The sequence below is a fragment of the Rheinheimera mangrovi genome (assembly GCF_003990335.1).
Lineage (GTDB): Bacteria > Pseudomonadota > Gammaproteobacteria > Enterobacterales > Alteromonadaceae > Pararheinheimera > Pararheinheimera mangrovi.
In genome coordinates, this window is record NZ_CP034683.1 from 3,206,866 (window position 1) to 3,233,141 (window position 26,276).

The window sequence follows — 26,276 nt, forward strand, 5'->3', positions numbered from 1 at the left end:
TCCCTTTGTATTTCTCATTCTTTTAAGACTCCTACTTATAGCGGATTAGTCCAGCAAATACATCTTTTTTGCCTTAGACTAAACAGAGTTTTTGCAAAGACCCTTAGCTGTAATGAATTATCTGGCTCATTTGCTGTTTGCACAACCCAGTTCTGATTCCCGTATTGGCAATTTATTGGGCGATTTTTACCAGGGCACAAAACTGGAATTGTTAAGCCCTGTTGTTGCTGCTGGTTTATATAACCACAGAGCAGTCGACTGGTTTACCGATCATCAGCCGGAAGTAAGGGCTGCCCGTTTATGGTTCAGCCCTGATATGCGACGTTTTGCGCCTATAGCTTTGGATATGTTGTTTGATTTTTGTCTGATCAAATACTGGAGGCATTTTTATGATTCAGATTTTACAGACTACAAAGCTCAGCTGTATCAAAGCTTACAAAACGATTTACCGCAGATGCCTGACGCTATGGCCAAAACCTTTAAAGCAGTCACTTCACAAGACTGGTTTGGCAACTATGCACAACTTGAAGGTATTCAGTATTCACTGCGCCGTATGGCATCCCGTGGTCGCTTTACCGCACGTTACGCTGCGATAGCAGACGAGTTGCCGGAACTTCAGCAGCAAACCGAACGACTATTTCTAAGTTTTTTTCCGCAGTTGCAGCGTTTTATTCAACACGCAGCGATAGAACAAAATCCGCTTCTGGCTTTTGATCGTTACAGCAAAGTCACCGGCAAAGACCAAAGTAATACAGCCTGATCAGGCCTGAGTTCAAGCGCTGTGATTGAGGCTTTTTTAATAAAAAAATGCCCGGAGTCCGTGTTTAACAACAGCGCCAACAAAGCGGAAATATCAGGTTCGTGACCAACACAACAGACAGACTCGACTCCTTGTTTGACCAAGTCAGTTAAAGCCTTGTGCTGTACTTCTGCCAAAGTCTCAATAATTAACCAGGCCTGTTTTTGTGGTTGTGGCCAGTCAGCGTACTGATGCAATAACAGCGCAGTTTGTTCGGCGCGAACCAAAGGGCTGGTCAGCAGCATCTGTGGTTTTAACTGCTGCTTTTTACAAAACTCGGCCAGCTTTTGGCTTTGTTTTATGCCTTTGTCTATTAAATGACGACTTGGATCTGGCAGACCTAAAGCCCTGTCCTGTGCAGTGGCATGACGCACTAAATACAGCAACATCAGGCGTTACTTCGCTTCTGGTGCAAAATCTGCACTTTCAAAATAAAGCTGTTCTGCAGCTTTGCCTTTTGCCTGATACAAAATTTCATCCACAGCCCCCTCTCCTGCAATAGCCTTCACCAACAGCTCGCCTTGCCCAAGCTGGATACGATAAACACCGTCCTGCTCAGCCACTTCACCTACTGCTTTATCCAACAGTTTTTGTTGTACTTGCACTGTGACAGTGCCAGCCTCTTGACCACCCCGCTCAAAATGGCCGAGATAGACTTGTGCATTAAAACTCATCAGTTTGCCTTGCTGTAAATCCTTTAAAGCAAAAGGCTGCGGCTCCAAAGTGACTAAAGCTTTTTCCTTTAGCGCATGCAGAACCAGCTCCGGCATATCACTACTGATCCGAAGCACAATCTGATGCGCATGTTTACCTGCTGGAAAAGGCAAATGGGAGGCTATCAGCTGGTTTTCCACCTGCAACATCACCATGCCGTGAATTCCATGACTGGCATGCAGGCAAGCCCAGAGTGGTGAGCTAAAACAAAACAATAGAAGCCAAAGTGCTTTCATCACGACCCACTGGTTAATCCTGTTGTGAAAGAGTCTGCAACTATCTGTGAAAGGGGTCAAGTTCAGCACCAGATTGGCATACCCAGACACCAGAAAATATTGCTATAATCCGGCCACTTGCCGCACTGGGCCTACCGGGTCGGCCTATTAACCTGATGTGGAGAGCGGACCATGCAATTTCCTGATGACGGCAATGGCGATATGCTGCGTGCCTTAATGGACGCCGGAATAGATTTAAGTGAGCCTCTGGCCATAGATTTTTATCTGGTATTTAAAAACAAAGAGCAAGCTGAAAAAGCTATGGCAGCCTTAGTTGCCACTGAACTGCAAGGCGAAGTAGAGCTGCACTTTAACGATTTGGAACAATGGGAATTGATCGTCAGTCAGACCATGGTACCGGAACATGCGGCAGTGACAGCGCGTGAAGCCGAGCTGGACAAGTTTGCCAAGAAATTTGGCGGCCACAACGATGGCTGGGGCGTGATGCAACATCAGGACGGCGATGACGATTTTGATGATGAACACGGCGAACATTGTGACCATGACTGTGGTCACCAGCATTAATTTTTACTGATACAGATACGAGAGAGAAGCAATGGGTGCTCAATGGAAAGCCAAACATAAAGCCGATGCATCGGCTGCCAAAGGCCGTATTTTTACTAAATTAGCGAAAGAGATCATGGTTGCAGCCCGTAACGGTGCTGACCCTGATATGAACTCTAAATTACGTGTTGCTGTGGAAGCGGCAAAAAAAGCCTCTATGCCTCGTGAGACGTTAGAACGCGCCATCAAAAAAGGCGCTGGTTTACTGGACGGCCCAGCTAACTATGAAACTGTGGTGTATGAAGGTTTTGCCCCGCATCAGGTGCCTGTGATTGTTGAATGTTTAACAGACAACAAAAACCGTTCAGCCCAAAGTATCCGTGTACTGTTCCGTAAAGGTCAATTGGGCGGTTCAGGTTCAGTATCATGGGATTTCAAATACTTAGGTGAAATTGTTGCCCATGCCGTGACACCTGATGCCGATCTGGAAGTCGCAGCTATTGAAGCCGGTGCTCAGGATTTTGAAGAAGGTGAAGAAGGCGACAGCGTGTTCCTGACTGAACCTACCGATCTGGACGCCGTCAGCAAAGCTTTACCTGCCTTTGGTTTTAACGTCACCTCAGCCAAGCTGGTGTATCGTCCAAATAACCCGGTAACTTTAGATGACGCAGCCCGCGCTGAAGTCGAAGCCTTTTTGGAAGCCATTGACGCCGATGACGACGTTCAACACGTTTATGTGGGTTTAGCAGGTTAATACTGTTTACTGACCACAAAGGCGGCCTTGGCCGCCTTTGTTTTTTCTGAAATTTGAACTGTCTGATACACAGGTGTTGTGATGTTAGTGATAAAAGTAGCCTCCGCCAATCCGGCAAAAATCAAGGCTGTAGCTTCCGCCTTTGCTGAAGCATTCCCGGCTGAAACCCTGGATGTACAAGGTATGGCCGTCGCCAGCGGTGTTGCAGACCAACCGATGACGAGCGATGAAACCTTATTGGGCGCCATGAATAGAGTGGCTGCTTTGGCGGATACCGCAGCGGATTATCGTGTTGCGATAGAAGCAGGCTTAGATGGTGATTTTACCTTCGCCTGGATGGTGATTGAACATCAGGGCAAGCTAGGCAAAGCCCGTTCTGCCAGTTTAATGTTGCCGCCAGCGGCTTTGTTGCAACTGCAGCAAGGTAAAGAGTTGGGTGATGTGATGGATGCGATGTTTCATCAAGACAACATCAAACAAAAAGGTGGTGCTATTGCGCTGCTGACTCAACACAGACTCAGCCGCAGTTCTGTGTATCATCAGGCTTTGATACTGGCGATGATTCCGTTTTTAAATCCGGATTTGTTTTAAATCCGATTGTCATAGCGCGGATTCAGCCTTAATGTAGACCTCGACTTAACATGAAGGAGAATCCAATGTCCGGACTAAAAGTACTGGCCCTGTGTGGCAGCTTAAGAGCAAAATCGACCAACAAAGCCTTACTGGAGTATGCGAAAGCTCATGCGCCAGAGGGCATGGAAATTGAACTGGCAGACTTAACGCAGGTGCCTTTTTATAATTCCGACCTTGCCACTAAGCCCGCAGCAGTTGAGCGCCTGCTGGCGCAATTTGCCGAGGCTGATGCATTGTTGTTGGCCTGCCCTGAATACAACTACTCTATTGCACCCGCGCTGAAAAACGCACTGGACTGGGCATCGCGTGAACCCAATAACGAGTTAATGGCTGGCAAAGTCGCGGCTATTCTGGGGTCAGCCGGTGGCATGGGCAGCTCCAGAGCCCAATATCATTTACGTCAGGTCTGCGTGTTTTTAGACCTGCATCTGGTCAATAAACCTGAAGTATTCTGCAATGCTTTTGCCAATACCTTTGATGCAGACAACAATCTGACGGATGAACGTATTCAGAGCTTAATAGTGCAACAACTGGACGCTTTACAGCAGTTAGCCTTACGTTTTAAAAACTAGCGACCTTGCGCTTCACAGGGCTTAAAAAAGCAGATAAAACAATAAAGTTGTTTTCATCTGCTTTCTTTGTCAGAGTAAGACTCAAAATGAGAAAGTAGATTTTTTATATAGGCCATCATTTCAAGTGGCAAGGACTGAAACTTGTTACAGCGCTTAAAAGATAATTTCCATCTGTCGATGGTTACTCTGGTTGGTGGCATAGCCAGCTGCACTTTATTGCCTTACGCTTTGTACCGTCTGGCAACAGGTAGTTATTTGGTCGCTCTGGTGGATCTGTTGATGATTACAGTCAGCACAGTCTCTGTCTGGATGGCCTGGCGTACCGGTGACACTGAAAAACCCGGCTTTCTGATGGCCGTGGTGTTTTGTTTTGGCGCTGTTTTAGTTTGTTTGAAGCTAGGGCAAGACGTGCTGTTCTGGATTTATCCTTTGATGGTGTTTATCTTCTTTTTAGTAGCGCCAATCAAAGCTTTATTGCTGTTATTATTGATGGTCAGCGCTATTGTATCGCTGCACTTTGCCGAGCAATCCAGCATTTTCAACAACAGTTTTCAGTTGCTGGCCTTTATCACAACTACAGTGATTACCAGTATTTTTGCTTACATATTTGCCTACCGTACCCACCTGCAGCGACAAGAGTTGAGGCATTTAGCCACCACAGATCCTTTGACAGGTGCAGCAACCCGCCATTCATTAACGGATAACCTAACAGAAGCAATTCAGCAGTATCAGCAAAAAAACATACTCAGTGGTTTAATGCTACTGGATTTAGATCATTTTAAGCGCATTAATGACAACTTTGGCCATCAGTCCGGCGATCAAATTTTGAGTCAACTAGTACCTTTGTTAAAACAAATGATCCGCCAACAGGATTCCGTGTTTCGTTATGGCGGGGAAGAGTTTGTACTGCTGATTAAAGAAATACAGCTGGCTGATTTGCATCGTTTAGCAGAAAAAATTCGTCACGCCGTCTGGCATCAGCTCACTTTACCGGACGGTTCAGCCCTGACCACATCAATAGGTCTGGCGACAGTCCAAGATGCGACAGATTGGGAAAGTTGGTTGCAAAATGCCGATGTGGCTTTGTATCAGGCTAAACATCAAGGCCGAAATCAGGTGGTGATTGCCACATCACCTGCTGAACAAGCCATAACAGCATCTTAGACTTAAGTCGAAGCGCCAATAGCCAAACAATACTTTAAGCTGGTTATCTTCATTCAGTGCAGGTGTTTTTTATGTTGTCTTTTATTATCAGCCGTTTTTTCGCAATTCAAATCCTGGTGCTATTGGCTTTAGCTCTGGCGAATTACTTTTCAGCCATCAAATTGGGCTTTATTCAGGATGTTTTATTGTTACCTGCTCTTACTCTTTTTCTGGTGTATCAGTACTGCAAAAAGCAAAATGCTTTTTTAACAAACGAACAAAGCCAAAAGGTTGTTTACGCTTTGATTTTAAGTGATGCGCTGATCCAGGCTGTACTGACGTTTAGTAGCCCTCAAGGCATTATTGCCGCACAGCACTTTACCAATGCGGCTTTAACTTATGCCGCTGTGATGGTGTTTCATAGCCTGATGATTTATTTTGCAGTGGGGTACAGTAAAACCTTGTTTGAAAAACGTCAGGCTTTGAACTGAACGCTAAAATACCCTGTGACTACAAAGCTGGCGCTCACATGGAATTCCATCCCTGTCACCGTCAATCAACACATTTGGACATTGCTCTAAATAAAATTCGGCCTCTTCACAGGAACTCATTTCAGAACAGTGTTGCTTTCCTTCGCACTGAAATTGCCCCCCCTGCTGAGCTTGTACAGGCGGCCATACCGGGTTTTCCAATACATTGGTGTTAGTTTGCTGGTGATCTGACTCAACCAGCTCTGTAGCTACCAAAGCATTTGCACTAAATAGCAGCCAGGATTGATAACCCAGCCACGCCACAATAGACAGGCACACAGCCCCCGACAACAATTGTTGAAATAACAAAGACGACAATGCCGGCTTTTTTAACTCTGGTGCCGGTGCAAAATGCTGACCTGCTTTGTACGCTGATACAGCTTTGGGTTTGCCCTGGGGGTCGACTTCAATCTGAAAAAAAATGCTGTCGCCATCTTGCAGCTTCTCAGGTTTCTTGCGAAAACCACTGCTGCTGATACGAATATCTGGCCCGGCTTTATCCCGCTGAATAAAACCTTTGCCTTGGGTGGGGTTCCAGTCTTTTAACTTTCCCTGATGTAACATCTCAACGTCCTGTTGTATCTATTTTAAAAACACCTTATTTAACCTAAATCATATTTGTTTTACAAGCATAAAAAAAAGCCGCCTTTGTCAAAGCGGCTTCCTTTAAGCAGAGTGAACTGTTAGTTACGGATCAGATAGTCAAAAGCACCTAAAGCTGCTGTTGCTCCACTGCCCATCGCGATAATAATTTGCTTGAACGGTGTGTTAGTAGCGTCACCTGCAGCAAACACGCCTTTTAATGACGTTTGGCCGTGGCTGTCGACAATGATTTCGCCACGTGGCGTTAATTCCACAGCACCACGCAACCACTCGGTATTTGGCACTAAACCAATTTGTACAAAGATACCGGCCAGTTCCACAGTTTTGCTTTCGCCGTTGGTGCGGTCTGTGTACTGTAAGCCAACAACGCGCTGACCATCACCCAACACTTCTGTGGTTTGTGCCTGAGTGATAATAGTGATGTTGCCCATAGACTGCGCTTTTTTGATAAGCACTGCGTCTGCACGCAATGTGCTGTCAAATTCCAGTACTGTGACATGCTGCACTATGCCAGCTAAGTCGATAGCAGCTTCAATACCAGAGTTACCACCTCCTATCACTGCAACTTTTTTACCTTTAAATAAAGGACCATCACAGTGTGGACAGTAGGCTACACCTTTGCCACGGTATTCTTTTTCACCAGGCACGTTCATCTCTCTCCAGCGCGCGCCAGGGGATAAAACTATGCTTTTACTTTTCAGCACAGCGCCGTTTTCAAGCGTGATTTCAAACAAGTCGTTTTTGCCCAGTTTTACGGCTTTTTGGCTGTTCATAATGTCCACTTCGTACTGACGAACGTGAGACTCTAAGTTAGCCACCAGTTTTGGACCTTCAGTTTCTTTGACAGAAATAAAGTTCTCAATACCTACAGTGTCAGCCACCTGGCCACCAAAACGCTCGGCAACAATACCAGTGTTTAAGCCTTTACGGGCTGCATAAATAGCAGCTGCAGAACCAGCAGGACCACCACCCACAATCAGCATATCGAAGTTATTTTTGGTCTTCAGAGCTTCAGCCTGACGAGCCGCAGCACCGCTGTCGACTTTGTTCAGAATATTGGTCAGGGTAATAGCACCCTGAGAGAACTGCTGGCCATTTAAATACACTGTTGGCACAGCCATGATGTTACGTTTACTGACTTCATCTGGGAACACAGCACCGTCAATCATGGTGGTTTTAATATTTGGATTCACTGCTGCCATTAAATTCAGCGCCTGCACTACTTCAGGACAGGTCTGACAGCTTAACGATACAAAAACTTCAAAGTTAAATTCACCCTGCAGTGCAGCAATTTGCTCCAGCACAGCAGCTTCTTCTTTAATGGTGTGGCCACCTGAATGCAACAAAGCCAACACCAGAGAGGTAAACTCGTGGCCCATAGGCACACCAGCAAAACGAATTTGAGTATTTTTAGCAGTAGAGCGCACCAGCATAGATGGCTTTAATACTGTTGTGTCTGTCTCATCTTTTAGATGGATCAGCGAACTTAAACCGGCGATATCTTCGGCCAAATTTTTTAACTCGGCTGCTTTATCGCTGCCGTCTAACGCAACTACCAGCTCCACCGGGCTTTTCAGGTTTTGCAAATAGGTTTTTAATTGGTTCTTCAAATTGGTATCTAACATATTTGGCCCCTTTCTTATAGCCACAGTTACAGCCACCTTCAGGTGGATTGCCACTGTCCTTTTGGACAAAGCTTCGCCGTACCAGTAAATTCTGGTGAGCAAAACTCACAAGTTTATTTGGAATAGGGGCTGAGAACTCAGCCCCTGCAGTCTTAATCAGACTTAGATTTTACCAACCAGGTCTAAAGATGGAGCTAAAGTCGCTTCACCTGGAGTCCATTTAGCTGGACATACTTCACCGTCATGGTTTGCAACGTATTGTGCAGCCTGAACTTTACGGAACAGTTCTGCAGCGCTACGGCCGATACCTAAGTCGTGAATTTCAGCAACTTTGATTTCGCCTTGTGGGTTGATTACGAAAGTACCACGTAAGGCTAAACCTTCTTCCTCGATCATCACACCGAAGTTACGAGTGATAGTACCAGTTGGGTCACCGATCATTGGGTAGTTGATTTTCTTGATAGTTTCAGAAGCATCATGCCACGCTTTGTGAGTGAAATGAGTGTCAGTTGATACTGAGTACACTTCAACACCGATTTCCTGGAACTTAGGATAGAAATCAGCCAGGTCGCCTAATTCAGTTGGGCAAACGAAAGTGAAGTCAGCTGGGTAGAACACTACTACTGACCATTTGCCGGCCAGATCCTGTTCAGTCACTGGAACAAATTTACCGTGATGGAAGGCAGTCGCTTTAAATGGCTTGATGGTGCTGTTGATAATTGAAGACATTGTCTTACTCCATGTTGGTTGGTTACTAAAAATGAACTCGCTTCGATAGGACAGAGAATAGCTGTTCCGAACGATTTGAGATAACGAATTAAATCTATAAAGTTAATCTGTTTTTGTGATTGAAAAACTGAAAAGCTTATCTGTTTTTCCACTTTATTCTACAGTGCCACTATGACAACACTACAAACACAGTTCTGAACTGCATTCTGTCTTTGCTAACGAACAGCACAAAAAGTGCAAAGAATGACAAAGAATGACTATGCTCAATAAGGCAGTTCTGAAATGGGGGCATAAATTGAAACTTCAAGCAGCTAAAGCCCTGACCTTTTGTGTTTTTTTAATACTGGCGACTACAGTGGTGGCAGATAATCCGCCTGTGTATCGTTATCAGCAAGCGAACGGCGTGACCGCTTTTTCCGACAGAGCGCCAAAAAACCGGCCTTATCAGCTGGTGCGCTTTGATTGTTTTGCCTGTGATCTGAAAAGCAGTGTGAATTGGCACAATACGCCATTGTTTTTACAGAAGTATCAGCAGGAAATAACAGCTGCGGCATTAGATCATCAATTAGACCCTGCTCTGATCCGGGCTGTGATCCATGCAGAATCCGCTTTTAATCCCAAAGCACTATCTAAAAGTGGCGCAGCCGGATTAATGCAACTGATGCCAGACACAGCGACTGAAGTGGGAGTAAAAAACGTCTGGCATCAACAACAGAATATTCAGGGGGGAGCTTTTTATCTCTCTTCTTTACTCAAACGCTATAAAGGCAATATAAAACTGGCGATGGCGGCTTATAACGCTGGCCCAGGCACTGTAGATAAACATCAGGGTATCCCCCCTTACGCTGAAACTCAGACCTATGTGGAGCGTGTTCAGTTATTATTTTCACGTTATCAAAAAGCGGGTTCCAGTTCCTGACACATTTAAAGCTAAAGAGTAACAATTTATAAGATCCTGTTTTTTAAACATTTTCATGCCAGTCATTGCTTTGCAATTCCTCAATACAACAGGCAGACTTACTACACTATTAAGGAGCTGTTATGAAATCATTGATTGCTGTCTGTATTCCTACATTGTTACTCAGTGCCTGTGTGATCCACGTAGGCCATAGTTCTGCCGCTGAGGCTCTAAAACACGAGCAACGTCAGTTGCAGTTAAGCGCTGCAGGTTTGAGCGAATTAACCGCCGAAACTGAAGCCGGTGATCTGAAAATTATCGGCGTCAAAGGCGCCAGTCAAATTGAAGTGATTGCAGATCTGTATTCCAGCGAAGACAGACCTTTTACTTTATCACTGGAAAAACAAGGCAATGCAGCAGTACTGAAGGCTGTAGGTGGCTCTTGTATTGGTGTTTGCTCAGGCCCATCTGGCTATGCAGACCTTCTCGTCAAAGTGCCGACTGAATTGGCTTTGACTCTGGAGGACGGGTCTGGCGATATCAATATTGAAGGTTTAAGTTCTGATCTGGTAATTAACGATGGTTCGGGCAATTTAACAGTGCAAGGTGGTCGTCATCTGGCGCTGGAAGATGGATCAGGCAATGCCAGTCTGACCCGGCTCAGTGGCAATCTGACGATAGAAGATGGTTCAGGCGATTTGTTTGTTCAACAGGTTGCAGGTACAGTGCTGGTGGAAGATGGTTCCGGTGACATAGATATTCAGCAAGTCAAAGGCATGGTCAGCATTAGCGATGGCTCAGGTGATATCCGTGTGCAACAAGCCGGTGGTTTTACTTTACTGGATGATGGGTCTGGTGAGCTGAAAATTGACCAGATCAGTGGCCCTGTTAGCTTAAATAAAGACTAAAACCTACAAGGCCATTACTAAACTAGTTTTGGCCTTTATCTACCGCAGCGGCGCGCAGTTGCCGCAATTGTTTATCATGTAAGCCTTTGAGGGTAAACCAGCCAATTAAAGCACCGCTTAAGGCCCAGGCCATATCTGACTGGGTATCCCAGACATAACCCTGAGTCCCTAAAAATGCTTCAGCATCTTCACCTGTCGCTAAGGCCACCCACCACTCTATCAGCTCGTAAAAAGCACTGAAGGCTAAGCAAAAACAGACACTGAAAAAGCATTGCCAGCTTTGGCCAAAAATTAAACCTTTACGCAAAATCAGCTCGCGACAAATGATCACCGGAATAAAGCCTTGAGCCAAATGCCCTACTTTGTCGTAATTATTGCGCTCACCACCAGTCCAATCACGGATCCAATCAAATAATGGCACTTCAGCATAAGTATAATGGCCGCCGATCATCAAAATCACAGAGTGCAGCAAAATCAAACAGTACAGCAAAGGCGTTAGCGGAAAACGGCTTTTAGTCACAGCCAGCACAGCTAAACCAATCAACGCAGGTAACACTTCCAGAAACCAGGTAAATTGATCTTTTGGCTCAATACCAGACCAGATCAGTACGACAAAAAATACCGCCAACCACAACCCTTGTTTCATCCTGAGCTCACCTTTCCTGAATCGTTAGGGATATCAAACCAATAAAGCAGAAGAATTACAAGGCCAGACTAACGAAGTGCGCGGCAGAACTCAAATAACCGTCCATCCCTGCAACTCACCGCTTATCTGGACTTCCCCTAAAACACTAGACACTCCTTAGGTTAAAATACAACTTTAGGAGGGCACCATGTCCAAGCAACGTTTTACACCAGAATTCAAAGCCGAAGCTATCAAACAAATCACAGAACGTGGATATTCCGTTAAAGATGTATCTGAGCGCTTAGGCGTATCAGACAACAGCCTTTATAAGTGGCTCAAGGAACATAATCAGGCCACTAATCCAGATCCTGTAGTGACGCAGCAGCAGGATTTAGCCGCTGAAAATGCCAGGCTAAAAGCCGCTTTAAAACGGGCTGAAGAAGAGCGGGACATCCTAAAAAAGGCCGCCGCATACTTTGCCAAGCAGTTCAGTTAAGGTATGCCTTTATCCGCGATAACCAGAACTGCCATCCTGTGCGGTTGATGTGTACCATGCTGCGTGTCCATCACAGCGGCTATTATCAATGGCTGAAGCAGCCTGAATCAAACAGAGCACGTGAGAACCAGCGTTTAACGGCACTGATTAAAGAGTCATGGCTTGAAAGCGGCGGCATTTATGGCAGCCCTCGTATCCATGTTGATTTACGTGAAGCCGGTGAAACCTGCTCGGAGAATCGCGTAGCTCGCTTGATGAATTTGGCTGGCCTCAAAGCTATTCGTGGTTATAAAACGCCACGTTATCGTGCGGGTAAACCCGCTGTACCGGCAAAAAACCAGTTACAGCGTGAATTTACTTATAACGAGCCAAATAAAGCCTGGGTAACTGATATCACCTATATCAGAACCTACGAGGGCTTTTTATATCTTGCCGTAGTGTTAGATCTGTACTCTCGACGAGTCATTGGTTGGTCGATGAAGGCCACGCTGGCGAAAGAAATTGTGCTTGATGCGTTGTTAATGGCTGTCTGGCGCAGGAAACCGAAACAACCGGTCATCATACATTCTGACCAAGGCTCCCAGTTCAGTAGCGATGAATGGAAACGATTTCTGGATACACACAAACTCTCAGCCAGCATGAGTCGGCGCGGTAACTGTTGGGATAATGCGGTTGCCGAATCCTTCTTTAGTTCACTGAAAAAAGAGCAGATTAAACGGAGAATTTATAACAACCGTGAAGAAGCGCGTAGTGACATTTTTGAGTACATCGAGGTATTTTATAACCGTCGGCGCAGACACAGTCATTTAGGACAGTTATCACCAGCAGATTATGAGGAAAAAGCTAATCTCAACGAGGTTAACGAGTGTCTATGAGATTGGGGGAAGTCCAATCACTTTTTTTAAAACAACAGCCACCAGTTGCAGCACACTGACATCAATACGAAAAATGAGATTCTGATGATGGAAAGTAATAAACAACGCTTCAGTGGATTTTTGCTGAGTTTTATATGCCTGAGCTTAATTCTGGCGGCAGGTCCATATTTGACGCTAAAAACAGCTCCAGCACTGGGCACTTTCCTGACAATACTGCCCTGAGCATTCAGTTGCCTTCGTAAACGCATATCAGAGGCAGAGCCAAGGCTCTGCTTCGTTTTATTGCTGCTGACGATACCATTCGCCCAAAATCAGGCTGGCAGCCACGCTGACATTTAAGGATTCCACTTTGCCTGTGCCAGGAATTTGTAAGGCGATGTCTGCAGACTTAGCGACAGACTGAGAGACACCAAACATTTCCTCACCAAAGACGATCACCACTTTAGCAGGCAACTGGCTGCTGTAGAGTGATACGCCACAATGGCTTGACGTAGTCACCAGGGTGTAACCCGCTTGTTTACACAGCTGCAATGCCAGAGGCAGGTTGTCACAACTTAAACCTTCAACAAACTCAACGCCGCCTTCAGCTGTGCGGGCTGCAGCGCCATGAGCCAGTAAATCCGGGTCTTTCATCACAATGCCGCTAATGCCAAAGTGAGCGCAGCTGCGGGCTATAGCGCCTAAATTATGCGGATTACCGACACCATCTAATGCCAGCAAACAATCCTGTTTTTTACGGCCGTTTTGGGTTAAATAACTGGCCAGAGATAACACTGCCTTACGTTTACCCAACAGCACCACACCACCGTGATGCTGACTACCAGCTACTTTTTCAAGTTCGCCTTCAGACACCACATGGTAGGCTTTTTTATTGGCCGCCAGATATTTCATTACATCCGCAAACTTTGGTGCCATTTGCTCACTTAAATACAAACGCACCAGGGCTTCAGGGCGCTGCGAAAAAGCCACACGGCAGGCATTTTCACCATAAATTTTGGCTTCTTCCTGCCGGTTTTGTTTTAACACTTTGGCAGACACAGCTTTAGGCGTATTGTTTTTTGTCTCTGCTGCTTTGACCGTTGCAGGTTTTTCCTTAGTCCATGGTTTTTGTAGCTCAGTGTGTGTTTTTTTATGCTGTGGTGCTGAGGTTTTGCGATTCAAGGGAGATCCTGTGCTTGCGGTGTCGCTGATGGGATAGATTTTAACACTGCAAAGCGCAGAAGCCCAAACAACTTCTGACTTGAGGCGGCATACAGAACACTTGCCTTTCTGCTCTGGCGCAGTATGCTTGCGCTTTTAGTGCGCCATCGACGCGAAAACTATCCAAAAACTATTCAAAGAGTGGGCTTATGCTGAGTTATCGTCATAGTTATCATGCAGGCAATCACGCCGATGTGATTAAACATCTGGTGCAGATTTGTATCCTGAACTACTTAAAACGCAAAGATAAGCCGTTTTGCTATCACGATACGCATGCCGGTGCCGGTTTATACAGCCTGCATAGCGAACAAGCGCAAAAAACTGCCGAATACCAAACCGGCATTGGCAAACTCTGGAACTATCTGGGTAACAACGCTGATATCAAAGCTTATGTAGATACCATCAAGCTGGTAAACGACAGCGACGATTTAGCCTTTTATCCAGGTTCACCAAAAATTGCCGATTTGTTATGTCGTGCTACAGATACTATTCAGGCCACCGAATTGCACCCAAGCGATCATCCTATTCTGGCCAGTCAGTTTCAGCGTCGCCGCCACAGCCGTATTGAAAAAATGGACGCGTGGGCCGGCATCCGCGCTATGTTGCCTCCGCTGGCTAAGCGCGGCTTAGTGCTGATTGACCCGCCTTATGAATTAAAAACCGAGTATCAGGATCTGATCAAAGGCTTAGAACAGGCTGTACAGCGTTTTCCACAAGGCACTTACGCCATCTGGTATCCGGTGATCGAACGTCAGGCAGTCGAAAGCTTTATTGATGCCATAGTCGATACACAAATTCGTAATCAGCTGCGTATAGAATATTGCCCACAGCCAGACGCTGAAGGTTTTGGTATGACAGGCAGCGGCATGCTGGTGATCAACCCGCCTTTTACGCTGAAACAGGATATGGAGAGCTGCTTAAAGGAGCTGGCACCATTACTTTCACAAAGCCCGCTCGCCTACTGGCAAGTCACTCAACTCGTGGATGAATAAGGAAATACTTTATGCGTAATCTGGTTTTAGCTTTGGCGCTGTTTTGTAGCCCAGTCTTTGCTTTTGGTGAATTAGGCCACCAAATGGTCTGTTCCATGGCTTATCAGTTATTAAGCCAGGTCAGCCAGCAAAAAGTGCAGCAACTGATGCAGTTGCACGAACAAAAAGATTTTACTAAGGCCTGCTCCTGGCCGGATCAGGTGCGTTCTTTACCGGAATATCAGCACACCAAAGTCTGGCATTACGTGAATATTCAGCGTTCTGACACTAAGTTGACCATGCAGCACTGCCCGGCCGAAGGTTGTGTCTTGTCGGCTATTGAGCAAGAGCGAAAAAAACTAACGCCATTTGCGCCATCAAAAACCCAGTTAGAAGCCTTGTTGTTTGTAGGACACTTTATAGGTGATTTGCATCAGCCTTTGCATGCAGGTTATGCCGATGATTTAGGTGGCAACAGAACTGCGGTGTATTTTGCGGGTGAGCCGTCGAATTTGCATGGCGTCTGGGACAGTCGTATTCTGGAAGCCGCCTCTTATCAGGATGATGCGAAGCAGCAGGCTTTGTATCAGGCGTTAAAAACAAAACAACAGCAGTGGCAAAGCGTCAGTGTACTGGATTGGGCCAACGAGTCAGTGTTGCTAGTCAAACTGATTTATCAGGGCTATAAACCTGGCATGTTAATCGATGAGCGTTACCAGCAACAGCATCTGCCAGAGCTGGAGCAACGACTGCAACAAGCTGCTGTGCGTTTGGCTCTAGTGCTGGAGCAAAGCTTTAATTCAACCGACGCCGGCTAATATCAGCGGCGGTTAAACTCTTCTAATACAAAGGTTTTGAACTTGCTTAGCTTTAGCTGGCTCAGCAAGTTTGCCAACTGCTCCTGATGTTTTAAATAGCCAGGTTCTTCCAGATAAGCCTTGTAGTACATTTGAGCTGCCGGGCGTAACTCTCCCTCTTTTTCATGCCGCAAACCCAGTTGTGCATACACCTGACCTCTGTCAGCCACAGCATAGATCAAGTGAAATGCCTGCTGATGTAAACTACTGGCGTAGACTCTGTGCATGCTATGCGGCAGCATATTTAAGGCTTTGTTGCCTAAGTACATTAAGTCAAAAGCTGCATTCATTTTACCCAGGCTGGCCATTAAAGTAGCGCCCTGACATAAGCTTGAAACTGACATCTGCATAGAGGCTAAATGTTGTTTTTGTTTTTCTAAAAATGCCACCGCAGCATCATTACCTTCAACCTGACAGACTAAACTGCCCTGCAACCAGATAATATCGGTCGCAAACTGACTGGCGTCTTTATCTGTGATTAACTGCCGAAAGTTGTGTTGCAACATTGCCTGATAGTGCGCGATACGCTGCTCTGCCGCAGGCTGCGCCATGACAAACAGCAACAACTTACACAAACTCACCGTCAACACACAAAACTGATGGCCACTGCCTGCCAAACGCCTTTTGCGCTCTATCAGTTCAATCGCTTGTTCTGCTTTGTCCGACATCATCATCACCAGTTGCACTAACTGAGTAATATGGGTCGACATGCCTGCTGCTGGTAATTTAACCGCCACATGAAGGGCTGTTTCGTAGTCTTCATTTTCCAGCGCCAGATAAATTTGCCAGACTTCTTTTCGTTCCTGATAACGCTGGACTTCTTCACTGTCATTGACTAAAAAACTGTGACAAGACTGCAAATCACCTTGTTCGTAATCCAGCAGGAATTGTAGCCACAAAGCCCAGCTTTGCTGTTTGGCGCAGGCTGATTTTATTAATGCAGAGGCCGCATCGCAAACTCCGAGCTCCAGCAGCATCTGTACCTTTAGCTGCAGCACAGCAACAGGAGTATCAGCACCGGCTTTTTGTTGCAGTTCACCAATCAGCTTAAAGGCATCAACATAGCGGCGCTTATGCACCAGAGGCAGGATCTGATCCATAAATGCTTTTAACCGGACATGCAGTTTGAGCTGCTCATCCATATGGAATTTGTTGCAGGGACGGTCGAGAAAATCAACCTGATGAAATGGATAATCCACAGCATACTTCTGCCGCTCTGTGGCTGCAGACAACACCACCAAGCGACATAAAGGACTCACAATACCTTTGTGGAGCAACAATTCAATCAGGTCTGCTCCCACCAAAGAGGGTTCCGCATCATAATCAAGAAAAATCACATCGTAAGGTGCTGTACCTTCGCTACTCAACAAAACCTGAGCGTTGCGGCTAAGCTCCACCTTTTTGATGCCAAGACCAGTCAGAATTTGTTTTAACTGATGCCCAGACGCTGGATCTGACTCAATAACTAACACATTGAGATCAAATAACTTACTAAAATCAAATCGGGTAAGACTCAAACCTTTGCCTCGTTTTTCTCAGATCGATGACCGGCCACTGACACCTCTTTAGTGTAGGCGGAAGATGGCCAGTCGCAAAAGAAAAATTTAGAAAAAACGATACAAAATCCAAGACTTGGCTGATTTTTTAAGCCAATTTAGTCCTGCCCACGCCAGCGGGCATGACATAAAGTTTCAAACTTTTCTTTGCTCAGTAAAATTCTGGCAAGCACTATCTCAGCAACACCATTAATATCGGCTAATCCAATGTGGGCTTCGACATGCAGTTCAGGGTCAAGGTCCATGGCAATCATATCGACCCAATCGTCTGTCGCTGCAACTAAGTCTACATAGGCAGATGCAGCTGCATGCTGTTGATACAACGCATAATCTTCAGCAGACAAGTTTTCTTCTGCTAACTCTTCAAAAATTGCAAAAGCGTGATCGCACAACTCATCCAAAGTCCAGAGTTCAAGTTCTGAGCCAGACATTCTTTTCTCCACACAGATAAACCAAAGGCGGCAGTATACCAACTGCATTCTTAGTCTGCCCAGCCAAAGCAGGACAAACGCGAATATTTACTGGTATCCACAGCAACGGATCGGTAGCATAGCGGCTCTTTTTAGTCAGCTGTAAGTGGGCATGATGAAACAACGTTTAGGTTTAATTAGTGTATTAGTAGCTGACTATGATGAGGCGATCGAATTTTACACACAAAAGCTTGGCTTTGAGCTGGTAGAAGACAGCCCACAAGGTGAAAAAAGATGGGTGGTGGTGCGGCCTGCAGGCGCAACTGAAACCGCTATCTTGCTGGCCAAAGCCAGTAACGAACAGCAAAAACAACAGATAGGCAATCAATGTGGCGGCCGGGTTTTTCTATTTTTAAATACCGACGATTTCTGGCGTGATCACGACCGGATGCAACAACAAGGCGTGAAATTCCTCGAAACACCACGTGAAGAAACCTATGCTACTGTGGCTGTATTTGAAGACTTGTACGGCACCCGCTGGGACTTGCTGCAACTGAATTAAACCGGAGATTTTTGTATGTACCGTTGCCCGCTTTGCCAACAAAGTCTGACTCAACACCACAACAGCTTTGTTTGTGCTGCAAACCATAGCTTTGATCTCGCCAAAGAGGGTTATTTGCATTTATTGCCTGTACAGCAAAAAAACTCCAAAGTGCCGGGCGATTCGCCACTGATGATGCAAAGCCGCCGCGACTTTTTAAATGCTGGCTACTACCAGCCTTTATCCGACGCCGTAAATCACTACTTCGCAGCTGTATTGCCACATCAGCCAGTGGTGCTCGACCTTGGCTGCGGTGAAGGCTATTACAGCAACAGATTAACGCAGGCTTTAGCTGACAAAGAACTCAAACTGTACGGCCTTGATATTGCTAAAACTGCCATCAAAAAAGCCGCCAAAAGCTACCCAGCTATCCAATTTTGTGTCGCCAGTGCCTGGCATCTGCCTTTTGCCGATCAGAGCTTTGATGCCGCATTAAAACTTTGTGCGCCTTGTGAACCACAAGAATTAGCACGGGTATTAAAAACAGAAGGCCTGCTGCTGACGGTGACGCCTGCACCGGACCATTTAGTGGAAATAAAACAACAGGTATACAGTTCTGTACGCCTGCATAGCGATCAAATCGAAGCTATTTCGGGTTTTGAACATCAACAGCGCCAGGAACTCAAACTAAAGCTGACCGATTTACCAGCTGATATGGTGTTAAACCTGTTGGAAATGACACCTTTAGCCTGGAAGTTTAAACCGGAACAAAAGCAGCTTTTTGCTGCAGGTTCGCCGCAAATCAGCCTGAATTTTTACTTAGATTTGTATCGAAAAAATCGCTCAATGTAAAAATGACGTAGCCAGATTACTATTGATGTGCTGATCTGCAACTTGTTTGAACGCACGGCAGATATAGGTTTTGTAGCTACAGACTGCCAAATTTGCAGCCTTTTAGCAGAACCTTGTGTTGAGGCTGTCGATGCGATGCAACAGCCCCAACAATTTAGCGAAAACTCCCGTTATTCCGACCTGCAAGCACAACAAAAACAAAGCCTGATTTATGCTCGGGCCGTGCTGTCAGATCAGGGGATTGCATTGGGAGTGTTGAGTCTTTGCTTTAAGCTTGATGATTAAATAACTCAATTTTTCATAAACTTACCACCAGAACGCAGCAAAAACATTCAGTTCTGAGCCAGATCATTTAACACCCCAGCTCAGCTGGGTTAATCAAATAAAACGATAGAGGCGATTCAGTTAAAGCGTTATCTTTCTGCTGCATCCATCCTTATGCTGAGCATAAATCAACACAAGATGGATGCAGCAATGACCTCAGATTTCACTACATCAACTGATGCTCCAACTTTTGATCGCCTATTATGTATCGGAAAAACTGGCACCACCTGACACTGAACCAAAGCCTGAAGCCATAGTCCATACTTTCAGGATTGCTGTTTCTCGTTACCATCAGATGAAGCTGCAGTTGTTTACCGTAAAGAGTTCTAGCGCAAGCGGTTTTATTCATCTCCCTGAACCGCTGTTTTTTGCCCGGCAACCCAGCCGGGCTTTTTTATGTACAGGAGGTACGGTATGTCGACACTGCAGGAGCATTGTGTCGACGATGTACAGGAGGTACGGTATGTCGACACTGCAGGAGCATTGTGTCGACGATGTACAGGACGTACGGTATGTCGACACTGCAGGAGCATTGTGTCGACGATGTACAGGAGGTACGGTATGTCGACACTGCAGGAGCATCAATTCTGAATAGTGGTGACTCTGTTCCATAAATTCTGATTTTTACTGTAGGAGAAATACTCATCAGGAAACCAGCATTTAGGAATCAAGTCCATGTTCTTGCGTTCTTCAAAATTGGATACCAGCTTACTTAAAATTTCCAATAGCCGTTCTTCGCTCATTTTCTCCAGCTTCTTACGTGCTGTTGGGAAATAAAGGTTGTTGTCTACGCTAACCACCACATTGGTACCGTTGTTACTGAAAGTCATACTACGGGTCACCACCCGGCATATCGGCATATCAGCGGCAGGCGGATACAAAGAAACCACCAAGGCATATTCGTATCTGTCCAAATCACGTTTATCTGAGTCTTTTGGAATATAAGTCACGCCATAGCCCTGTGGGAACAAGCCAGTAATTTTAATCAGCGCATCCACTGCAGCTTTATGGTAATAACCTCTCTCTACGCCGCTTTGCAGCACCAATGCTGCTTTAGGCAAAGACTCATAGCTGTGGTTCAATTTGGTAGACAATACAACTGACGTATAAATCTGCGGAATTTTCAGCAAGTTACCTACGCCACTTTCTGGTTTAATGGCATTTTTAAGCAAGGTATAGACAAAATTCAGTTTGTCCTGCTCATTTTGATTAAACAGCTCCCGCTCTTTTTTTGAATTTCCTACATAGCGATCGCAGGCCAAACCTTTGGTGACGTAATTTAGCGTTTCCTGATAATTTATTTTCAAAAGTGCAACGCGGTTTTCATCATCAAGAACCCTAAATTCATCCAGATCGCCATCTGAGCCTTTGAGAATAGCCAAAGCATCCGGATGATAAGTACCTATATCCTGCAATATCGCAGCCATCAACAGCGGTAGCTGTACATCGTCACGAAAAGGAGCATAGTCAGCTTTATAGGCAGCCTCCGGGTTATCCAGCATTTCTTTGGCTGCACGCATCTTCGCTTGCACATAATTATTACTCAGCTCGTTATCCAGCAATAAACGGTCCAGCAAACGCAAACTTAAAATGCCTTTATACAGATGCTTAAACTTCTGATTCACCGAAGCTACATATCTGCCATTACTGGGAGCCAGCAATTGAATGGTTCCCAAAAACTTCGAAGACATTTGCACTGTCTCCTCAAAGTTTTCCCCTTCAGTTAACTGTAATACTGACAGGCACAAAGCTTTTAATGATCGATAACGCTCAACTCGACTGTCATCGAGCATGCGCACATAGAGTTTTAGTGCGGATTGAGCTTCAGCCAATTGCTTTTGCTCAGCAGTAGATAAACCTGACTTATTTTCCAACCTGCGTACTTGTAATTGCAACTGCTGAAGTTTTTCATCCTGCTGTTTTGCATGACGAAAATAATCTGTAGCTACTTCATACACAGAATCATTCAGTGCTGTAGAATCGTGGATTTTGCTCAGGATAGTTTTTACGGTTTTACTATACGAAGACTGACTTATGATTCCCATCGACATATCGGGCATTTATCCTTTTCAGCGGGCCACTTAGTTTGCACCAGAGAAGTATATACCAATATAGCAATCCTTTGCTTAGTCCGGATTTACTCTGCCAGCAGTGGAGCTTGCCATTCAAAGTCCGAGCCCATCTCCATATCCCATTCATCCTGCATTTGAGCGGCAATACGTTTCTTATTCTGCGGTTTTACCGCCAGTAAGTTTGACCAGAAATAGGTTGATAAATCACCAACCAGATTGGTTTCAGCATTAATAAGTACCACCAGCCCTACTCCTTTTTCTTTGGAATACGCCATTTCCGTGCGGTAACCTTTCACCCAACCACCGTGGTAATAGACTTCATGGCCACCAAAATTAAATATACGCAGACCCAAGCCATAATGCGAAGTGGTGACATACTGGCCCCAGGTACGACCACCTAAATCATCAGCCACTTTCACTCTTTTACTCCGAACATCCTGCAACATGGCAGGAGTTAATACAGCTGGATAATGGCCTAACTGGGCTATCAGCCATTGACTCATATCCATCACACTGGCATTGACACCAGCTGCGGGACTAACCCGGTAATAACTTGGATTCACTTTCGTTTCAGCCCAGCCTCTTTTTACTCTGACATGAGGCATAGCCCGGTTCTTAGAGGCTAAGAATGCTGAATACCCGACCGAAGCTGTTGGCATTTTCAAAGGTTTAAACAGTTTTTGTTCCATCAGGCTTTCGAAGCTGCTGCCCGTGGTTTTTTCCATCACAGGCCGAATAAGGCTGAACAACACGTTTTGATAGCCATAACATTTGCCTGGAGCACAACGAGGGTTTAAATAACGAAACTTAGGTAAAATCTGGGCGGGAGTCTGATTGGCTTCAATTAAATCATCATAAGTATTAGGCACTAGGCCAGCACTTTGTGACAACAAGTGCTCCACTCTTAACGCACCTGTATGTCGCGGACTTTTAAAAGAAAAGGCAGGCACATAACGGGTAACGGGATCATCCCACTGAAAACGTCCCTGATGCACCAGTACAGAAGACAACTGCCCTGTAAAGGTTTTAGAAACAGAGGCCAGCCGGAACACAGTGTAGGCATCGATGTTCGATTTAGAGCCCACAGAGCGTACCCCATAAGCACCAACTTTCACGACTTTGTTATCTTTTACGATAGCGTAGGCTGCACCCGGTATATTGTTCTTTTTTAAGGTTTGGCGAAAATGCCAGTCAAAATTGGTGGCCAGTTTATCAACATCAGCCGCCAGCAACTGGGGGGAAAGGACGAAGAAGGCGCCCACCAGTAATTGGATTAATTTCAATGTATCAGTCCTCTGACAAAGGGGTTGCCTTTGTTTTTGTGCCGGTATCGGCATGTAAATTATGATAAGTCGTTAACATCGACGGTATCAGCTGTGTAATCAAATGTTCCTTGTGTCCTGCACTGACCTGCTGTAACGACCATTCTCCGGCCAAATAAGGCTCTAAAACTGGCCCCACTACATAACACCAGGCATCCAGCCATACGCCTTCAGACTGTACCCTGACCTGTTGACGTAGATATAAACCAGAATCCAGCTCTTCAAAAAAATCCAGTAGGGCAAGTTCATCTGGCAGAACCCCCAACAGCACTTGTCCATGTTGTAAATGCCCGGGGCAATGAGCTAAGGCAGGTATTGGGGTATCAGCAGAGTTCTGCTGTAAGCCGTAACGTTTGTGATCGGACAGACTGGCCTGTTGCATCACATAATGTTTGCCGGTAATGGCATAAACCACTTCAGGCAACATCAACAAACCATAGACAAAAACTGCATCACCATCAGGTTTCATACCGCTTTTCCATCCAACTGTCTCAAAGTTAAAAACAGACGTAAGTCGAACTCCAATTGATGATACTGGGGTTCCATGTGCTGACACAATTGATAAAAAGCTTTGTTGTGATCTTTTTCGCGCAAGTGCGCTAATTCATGCACCACAACCATCTTTAACAAAGGAAAAGGCAGCTGCTTAAATAAAGCAGAAATTCGGATTTCGTGTTTTGCTTTCAGTTTTCCGCCTTGTACACGGCTGACAAAACTGTGTAAACCCAAGCTGTTATCCAGATGAATTTTGCCATCAAAACAGACCTTACTGACCGGAGCACTGGATTTGATAAAACGTTGTTTCAGCTCCTGAGTTAACTGATACAGACTTTTATCATTCTGAATATCGTGCTGTACGTCGGGATAACGTGTTGCCAGTACTTCGGCAAGACGACCCTGAGCAATCAATGACTGCACCTGTGTCCGCACGGCTTCGGGATAAGAGGTCAAAAAAGTTAAAACAGGTTCCACTCAGCATCATCCAGAACAAAAACGATGCGTAGTGTAAAAAATAAAAGCGCTGAGGTGAACCTTTCTTTTTAGCCGTGGCACTGCAAAGGCTGTTGAGCTGAAATAATAGCCAGTATTTGGCCCTGCTGACCTGTTTTGAGTTCAACCCACTGCCCTGCCCGCCATGGTTTGTCTTGCTGCAGCTCCAAGGCTAACTGCTGATCAATTTTTACCAATAACTGCTCACAGACTTCAATCTGCCATTCCTGCCCGCTAAAGCGCAGTTGCCCAATCAGGCTATTACTTTGATCCAGTTGCTGGCGCGCTTGCTGATACTGCTGATAACGTTGCTGGTAAGCCGTTTGATCTGACAGGCTGCTATTTTTGGCCAGGCTATGCAGCTGTACCTGATGGTAAGTAGCATCTGACTGCAGCACAATTTGGTAGTACTGCGGCTGCCACCAGAGTTGTTGTGCCAACCATATCAGTGCAACGCATGCGGCTAACCCTTGCATTGCAGGCCATAAGGATTTCCAGCTCAAGGTTTTTGGTTGTGGCTTTAACTCTAATAGCTGCTGCTTTAATTGTTCCGGCATTGGATGCTCAGTTTTACTTTGCTGATACAACTGCTGTAGTTTGTCATCCAGCTTATTCATCATGCCCTCCGAGCTGTTTTGCTAACGCCTGCCGCGCGTAACGTAAACGGCTTTTGACGGTTTCAGGTTCTGTTACTGTAATTTGCGCTATCTGTTGCAGGCTGAATCCTTCGAGTTGCAACAACAAAGCTTCACGTTGCAATAGAGGTAACAGCAGTAACAGCTGCTGCAGCTGTAACTCCTTTTGCTGCTGTTCCAGTACCTGCTCGGGGCTACTGTCTTCCGCTGCCAGCTCGTCGTTTACCTCATACAACCAGCGTTGCTGTTTTCTGTATTCATCCAGTAACAAATGACGGCCTATCGCAAACAACCAGGTTTTAAAACTGCTATGCCCGGCAAATTGTTGTTTTTGTTCCATCACTTTTAGCCAGCTTTGCTGACTCAGATCCGCAGCCAGAGCAGGATCAGTTTGTTTTAATAAGAAATGATATAAATCATCGCCATAGCGATGGATCAATAGTGCAAGATAAGCTGGATTATCTGTCTGAATATAACTCTGCATCAGCGACATCGGATCAGGTTCCGGCGCTGTGTCACGTCTGATTAACCAGGATAACAGCATCCTTTGCTCCTCTTTTTTGCACTATGCCAGCATTACACAGATACTGGCATAGTGCTTTATTGTTGTACCTTATTGTTATGCTTTATCCAGACTAAAATCCAGCTGCACCTGCATGCCATGCTGTACCACAGCTTTTCCATCCTGCATTTGTGGCTGATACTTCCAGGCTTTCAGCGCTTTGATGGCCTCGCGGTCAAAAATACGTTTGGGTTCAGCATCCAGCACTTGTACATCAATAACAGCACCAGTCGCATCAATTGAGAAACTTAACTTTACCCACCCTTCAATACCATCTTTAGCAGCTTGTGTCGGGTATTTAGGGTCAATTCGAACAAGTGCTGTGGCTGTTTTATCCAGCAGCATAAAGTCCCTTGCAGCATCTAAACCCGGTACTGGTAACACTGGTTCCACGGACACCTCCACTAAAGGCCCTCCATCATCTGTAGGGTCAGGTGTTAACGACTCTGGTCTTGGCATAGGCTTTTCTGGCTCCGGCAAAGTACGAATTATAAGGTTTGGATCGCTGTCTTTTCTTGGTTCAGGCAATTCATTATCGATTGGAATAGACACAGGCCGGATTGATACGGTATCTGCTCCAATCAACTGCTGCATCAGGGCAAATAATAAAAAGGTAATTACAAATGCCGGCAAAGCAGCCGTCATTAGTTTCTGAGTATCAGTACTGGTTTCAACTCTGTTCATCTGGCATTCTCCACTGGTTTTTTAATTAGACGAAACAGCAGGGAAAAAGGGGTTAACCAGTGATCAAAAAATTATCAGTTTTTGCCGGAATCGCACTGCTAAGTGTCGCAACTTGTGCTTTGCACGCAGCTCCGCCTGAGATTTATCTGGTGCGACATGCCGAAAAATTAAAATCTGCGGACAAAGACCCAGTATTAAGTTCTTGTGGTCTGGCGCAAGCGAAGGCGATGGCACACTTGATCCCCACCCCGCTGTCGACTATTTATCACAGCGGCTATCAACGCACTGAACAAACAGCTCAACAAGTTGCATTGGTTCAATCCGCTGCAAAACTACAGCCTTATAACGCCAGTGATTTACCTGCCCTTGCAGCAAAAATCCTGCAACAGGACAGTAGTGTGCTGGTGGTTGGACACAGTAATACCACGCCGGAACTGATCCATCTGCTCAGTCAGTTAGCTGCACCACAGATCAGCGAACAAGACTATGGTGTGGTTTATCAATTAAAGCAGTCCGGACAAGGTTATAGTTTAATGACTTATACCATAGTGCAGCCCGCGATCTGCGCCTCATCGAATAGCTAGATCAAGCACTTAGCTGCAGCACAACACAGCAAA

General features: G+C 45.6%; 32 protein-coding genes. 16 read left to right on the top strand and 16 right to left on the bottom strand.

Going from position 1 to position 26,276, the window contains the following annotated elements; all coding sequences use genetic code 11:
* Positions 1-112: 112 nt before the first annotated feature.
* A complete protein-coding gene (locus EK374_RS14475) occupies positions 113-760 on the top strand; it encodes an acyl carrier protein phosphodiesterase (protein WP_127025050.1) in 648 nt (215 codons plus the stop codon).
* Here the strand turns inward: EK374_RS14475 and sixA are convergent.
* Together sixA and EK374_RS14485 are read right to left on the bottom strand one after the other, a co-directional pair.
* Positions 718-1,188 carry a phosphohistidine phosphatase SixA gene (gene sixA / locus EK374_RS14480; RefSeq protein ID WP_127025053.1) on the bottom strand — a complete coding sequence of 157 codons (471 nt, stop codon included), beginning with the start codon at positions 1,186-1,188 and terminating at the stop codon, positions 718-720. The two genes, EK374_RS14475 and sixA, sit on opposite strands and share 43 nt — an antisense overlap.
* A 6-nt stretch (positions 1,189-1,194) precedes the next feature.
* Positions 1,195-1,749: a hypothetical protein gene (locus tag EK374_RS14485; protein WP_127025056.1), complete on the bottom strand. Its 555-nt coding sequence runs from the start codon at positions 1,747-1,749 to the stop codon at positions 1,195-1,197.
* A 171-nt stretch (positions 1,750-1,920) separates the two neighbouring features.
* Between EK374_RS14485 and EK374_RS14490 the strand changes: the two genes are divergently transcribed.
* The 6 genes from EK374_RS14490 (at position 1,921) to EK374_RS14515 (ending at position 5,885) form a co-directional block, all read left to right on the top strand.
* Positions 1,921-2,313, top strand: a complete 393-nt coding sequence (locus EK374_RS14490; protein WP_127025059.1) for a ribonuclease E inhibitor RraB — start codon at positions 1,921-1,923, stop codon at positions 2,311-2,313.
* Between the two features lie 31 nt (positions 2,314-2,344).
* Positions 2,345-3,046, top strand: coding sequence for a YebC/PmpR family DNA-binding transcriptional regulator (locus EK374_RS14495; RefSeq protein WP_053423168.1), 702 nt, complete (start codon positions 2,345-2,347; stop codon positions 3,044-3,046).
* 81 nt (positions 3,047-3,127) lie between these two features.
* The gene (gene yjjX / locus EK374_RS14500; RefSeq protein WP_127025062.1) at positions 3,128-3,637 is read left to right on the top strand and encodes an inosine/xanthosine triphosphatase; all 510 of its coding nucleotides are present in this window, start codon (positions 3,128-3,130) and stop codon (positions 3,635-3,637) included.
* A gap of 65 nt (positions 3,638-3,702) precedes the next feature.
* On the top strand, positions 3,703-4,251 hold the full coding sequence (locus EK374_RS14505) for an NADPH-dependent FMN reductase (protein WP_127025066.1): 549 nt from the start codon (positions 3,703-3,705) through the stop codon (positions 4,249-4,251).
* Positions 4,252-4,392: 141 nt separating this feature from the next.
* A complete protein-coding gene (locus EK374_RS14510; RefSeq protein ID WP_127025069.1) occupies positions 4,393-5,415 on the top strand; it encodes a GGDEF domain-containing protein in 1,023 nt (340 codons plus the stop codon).
* Between the two features lie 71 nt (positions 5,416-5,486).
* Positions 5,487-5,885, top strand: a complete 399-nt coding sequence (locus tag EK374_RS14515; protein ID WP_127025072.1) for a hypothetical protein — start codon at positions 5,487-5,489, stop codon at positions 5,883-5,885.
* Between the two features lie 3 nt (positions 5,886-5,888).
* On the opposite strand, the gene EK374_RS14520 is transcribed toward EK374_RS14515, so the two are convergent.
* From EK374_RS14520 to ahpC, 3 genes are all read right to left on the bottom strand, one after another.
* The gene (locus EK374_RS14520) at positions 5,889-6,488 is read right to left on the bottom strand and encodes an excalibur calcium-binding domain-containing protein (RefSeq protein ID WP_127025075.1); all 600 of its coding nucleotides are present in this window, start codon (positions 6,486-6,488) and stop codon (positions 5,889-5,891) included.
* Positions 6,489-6,607: 119 nt separating this feature from the next.
* Positions 6,608-8,152 carry an alkyl hydroperoxide reductase subunit F gene (ahpF, locus tag EK374_RS14525; protein WP_127025078.1) on the bottom strand — a complete coding sequence of 515 codons (1,545 nt, stop codon included), beginning with the start codon at positions 8,150-8,152 and terminating at the stop codon, positions 6,608-6,610.
* Between the two features lie 162 nt (positions 8,153-8,314).
* Positions 8,315-8,881 carry an alkyl hydroperoxide reductase subunit C gene (ahpC, locus tag EK374_RS14530; RefSeq protein ID WP_127025081.1) on the bottom strand — a complete coding sequence of 189 codons (567 nt, stop codon included), beginning with the start codon at positions 8,879-8,881 and terminating at the stop codon, positions 8,315-8,317.
* A gap of 295 nt (positions 8,882-9,176) precedes the next feature.
* Between ahpC and EK374_RS14535 the strand changes: the two genes are divergently transcribed.
* Positions 9,177-9,800: a lytic transglycosylase domain-containing protein gene (locus tag EK374_RS14535; RefSeq protein WP_233280265.1), complete on the top strand. Its 624-nt coding sequence runs from the start codon at positions 9,177-9,179 to the stop codon at positions 9,798-9,800.
* 122 nt (positions 9,801-9,922) lie between these two features.
* Positions 9,923-10,687 (top strand): DUF4097 family beta strand repeat-containing protein, encoded by a 765-nt coding sequence (locus EK374_RS14540; RefSeq protein ID WP_127025087.1) that lies wholly within the window; start codon positions 9,923-9,925, stop codon positions 10,685-10,687.
* Positions 10,688-10,709: 22 nt separating this feature from the next.
* Here the strand turns inward: EK374_RS14540 and EK374_RS14545 are convergent, their stop codons facing one another.
* Positions 10,710-11,333 carry a DUF2238 domain-containing protein gene (locus EK374_RS14545; protein WP_127025092.1) on the bottom strand — a complete coding sequence of 208 codons (624 nt, stop codon included), beginning with the start codon at positions 11,331-11,333 and terminating at the stop codon, positions 10,710-10,712.
* 187 nt (positions 11,334-11,520) lie between these two features.
* Between EK374_RS14545 and EK374_RS14550 the strand changes: the two genes are divergently transcribed.
* A protein-coding gene (locus EK374_RS14550; RefSeq protein WP_206099215.1) for an IS3 family transposase occupies positions 11,521-12,683 on the top strand; the annotation gives its coding sequence in 2 pieces (ribosomal slippage) (positions 11,521-11,776 and positions 11,776-12,683; 1,164 coding nt in all).
* Positions 12,684-12,962: 279 nt separating this feature from the next.
* On the opposite strand, the gene EK374_RS14555 is transcribed toward EK374_RS14550, so the two are convergent.
* The gene (locus tag EK374_RS14555; protein WP_127025095.1) at positions 12,963-13,844 is read right to left on the bottom strand and encodes a tRNA/rRNA methyltransferase; all 882 of its coding nucleotides are present in this window, start codon (positions 13,842-13,844) and stop codon (positions 12,963-12,965) included.
* Positions 13,845-14,032: 188 nt separating this feature from the next.
* Between EK374_RS14555 and EK374_RS14560 the strand changes: the two genes are divergently transcribed.
* Positions 14,033-14,875: a 23S rRNA (adenine(2030)-N(6))-methyltransferase RlmJ gene (locus tag EK374_RS14560; RefSeq protein WP_127025098.1), complete on the top strand. Its 843-nt coding sequence runs from the start codon at positions 14,033-14,035 to the stop codon at positions 14,873-14,875.
* A gap of 11 nt (positions 14,876-14,886) precedes the next feature.
* A complete protein-coding gene (locus EK374_RS14565) occupies positions 14,887-15,672 on the top strand; it encodes a S1/P1 nuclease (RefSeq protein WP_127025101.1) in 786 nt (261 codons plus the stop codon).
* A gap of 2 nt (positions 15,673-15,674) precedes the next feature.
* On the opposite strand, the gene EK374_RS14570 is transcribed toward EK374_RS14565, so the two are convergent.
* Entirely contained in the window at positions 15,675-17,228 is a 1,554-nt protein-coding gene (locus EK374_RS14570) for an RsmD family RNA methyltransferase (protein ID WP_127025104.1), read from the bottom strand.
* Between the two features lie 137 nt (positions 17,229-17,365).
* Positions 17,366-17,698, bottom strand: coding sequence for a DUF440 family protein (locus tag EK374_RS14575; protein WP_127025107.1), 333 nt, complete (start codon positions 17,696-17,698; stop codon positions 17,366-17,368).
* 151 nt (positions 17,699-17,849) lie between these two features.
* Between EK374_RS14575 and EK374_RS14580 the strand changes: the two genes are divergently transcribed.
* The 3 genes from EK374_RS14580 to EK374_RS14590 are packed head-to-tail and all read left to right on the top strand — an operon-like array spanning position 17,850 to position 19,355.
* The gene (locus EK374_RS14580) at positions 17,850-18,239 is read left to right on the top strand and encodes a VOC family protein (RefSeq protein ID WP_233280266.1); all 390 of its coding nucleotides are present in this window, start codon (positions 17,850-17,852) and stop codon (positions 18,237-18,239) included.
* A gap of 15 nt (positions 18,240-18,254) precedes the next feature.
* Entirely contained in the window at positions 18,255-19,070 is an 816-nt protein-coding gene (gene rlmA / locus EK374_RS14585) for a 23S rRNA (guanine(745)-N(1))-methyltransferase (protein ID WP_127025110.1), read from the top strand.
* Positions 19,071-19,112: 42 nt separating this feature from the next.
* Positions 19,113-19,355 carry a hypothetical protein gene (locus tag EK374_RS14590; protein ID WP_127025113.1) on the top strand — a complete coding sequence of 81 codons (243 nt, stop codon included), beginning with the start codon at positions 19,113-19,115 and terminating at the stop codon, positions 19,353-19,355.
* A 620-nt stretch (positions 19,356-19,975) separates the two neighbouring features.
* On the opposite strand, the gene EK374_RS14595 is transcribed toward EK374_RS14590, so the two are convergent.
* From EK374_RS14595 to EK374_RS14625, 7 genes are all read right to left on the bottom strand, one after another.
* The gene (locus EK374_RS14595; protein ID WP_127025116.1) at positions 19,976-21,445 is read right to left on the bottom strand and encodes a hypothetical protein; all 1,470 of its coding nucleotides are present in this window, start codon (positions 21,443-21,445) and stop codon (positions 19,976-19,978) included.
* Between the two features lie 86 nt (positions 21,446-21,531).
* Positions 21,532-22,749: a serine hydrolase domain-containing protein gene (locus EK374_RS14600; RefSeq protein WP_127025119.1), complete on the bottom strand. Its 1,218-nt coding sequence runs from the start codon at positions 22,747-22,749 to the stop codon at positions 21,532-21,534.
* Between the two features lie 4 nt (positions 22,750-22,753).
* Positions 22,754-23,257, bottom strand: a complete 504-nt coding sequence (locus tag EK374_RS14605) for a gamma-glutamylcyclotransferase family protein (RefSeq protein WP_127025122.1) — start codon at positions 23,255-23,257, stop codon at positions 22,754-22,756.
* The gene (locus EK374_RS14610; RefSeq protein WP_233280267.1) at positions 23,254-23,706 is read right to left on the bottom strand and encodes a YgjP-like metallopeptidase domain-containing protein; all 453 of its coding nucleotides are present in this window, start codon (positions 23,704-23,706) and stop codon (positions 23,254-23,256) included. Before EK374_RS14610 ends, EK374_RS14605 begins: the two co-directional genes overlap by 4 nt.
* 122 nt (positions 23,707-23,828) lie before the next feature.
* Positions 23,829-24,395 (bottom strand): hypothetical protein, encoded by a 567-nt coding sequence (locus tag EK374_RS14615; RefSeq protein ID WP_164731885.1) that lies wholly within the window; start codon positions 24,393-24,395, stop codon positions 23,829-23,831.
* Positions 24,388-24,957 carry a sigma-70 family RNA polymerase sigma factor gene (locus EK374_RS14620; RefSeq protein ID WP_206099216.1) on the bottom strand — a complete coding sequence of 190 codons (570 nt, stop codon included), beginning with the start codon at positions 24,955-24,957 and terminating at the stop codon, positions 24,388-24,390. The genes EK374_RS14615 and EK374_RS14620 overlap by 8 nt, the downstream gene beginning before the upstream one ends.
* Before the next feature lie 75 nt (positions 24,958-25,032).
* Complete coding sequence (locus EK374_RS14625) at positions 25,033-25,659, bottom strand: energy transducer TonB (protein WP_127025133.1); 627 nt, start codon at positions 25,657-25,659, stop codon at positions 25,033-25,035.
* A gap of 59 nt (positions 25,660-25,718) precedes the next feature.
* Here EK374_RS14625 and EK374_RS14630 point away from each other — a divergent pair, with 59 nt between their 5' ends.
* Positions 25,719-26,243: a SixA phosphatase family protein gene (locus tag EK374_RS14630; RefSeq protein ID WP_127025136.1), complete on the top strand. Its 525-nt coding sequence runs from the start codon at positions 25,719-25,721 to the stop codon at positions 26,241-26,243.
* Positions 26,244-26,276 lie beyond the last annotated feature (33 nt).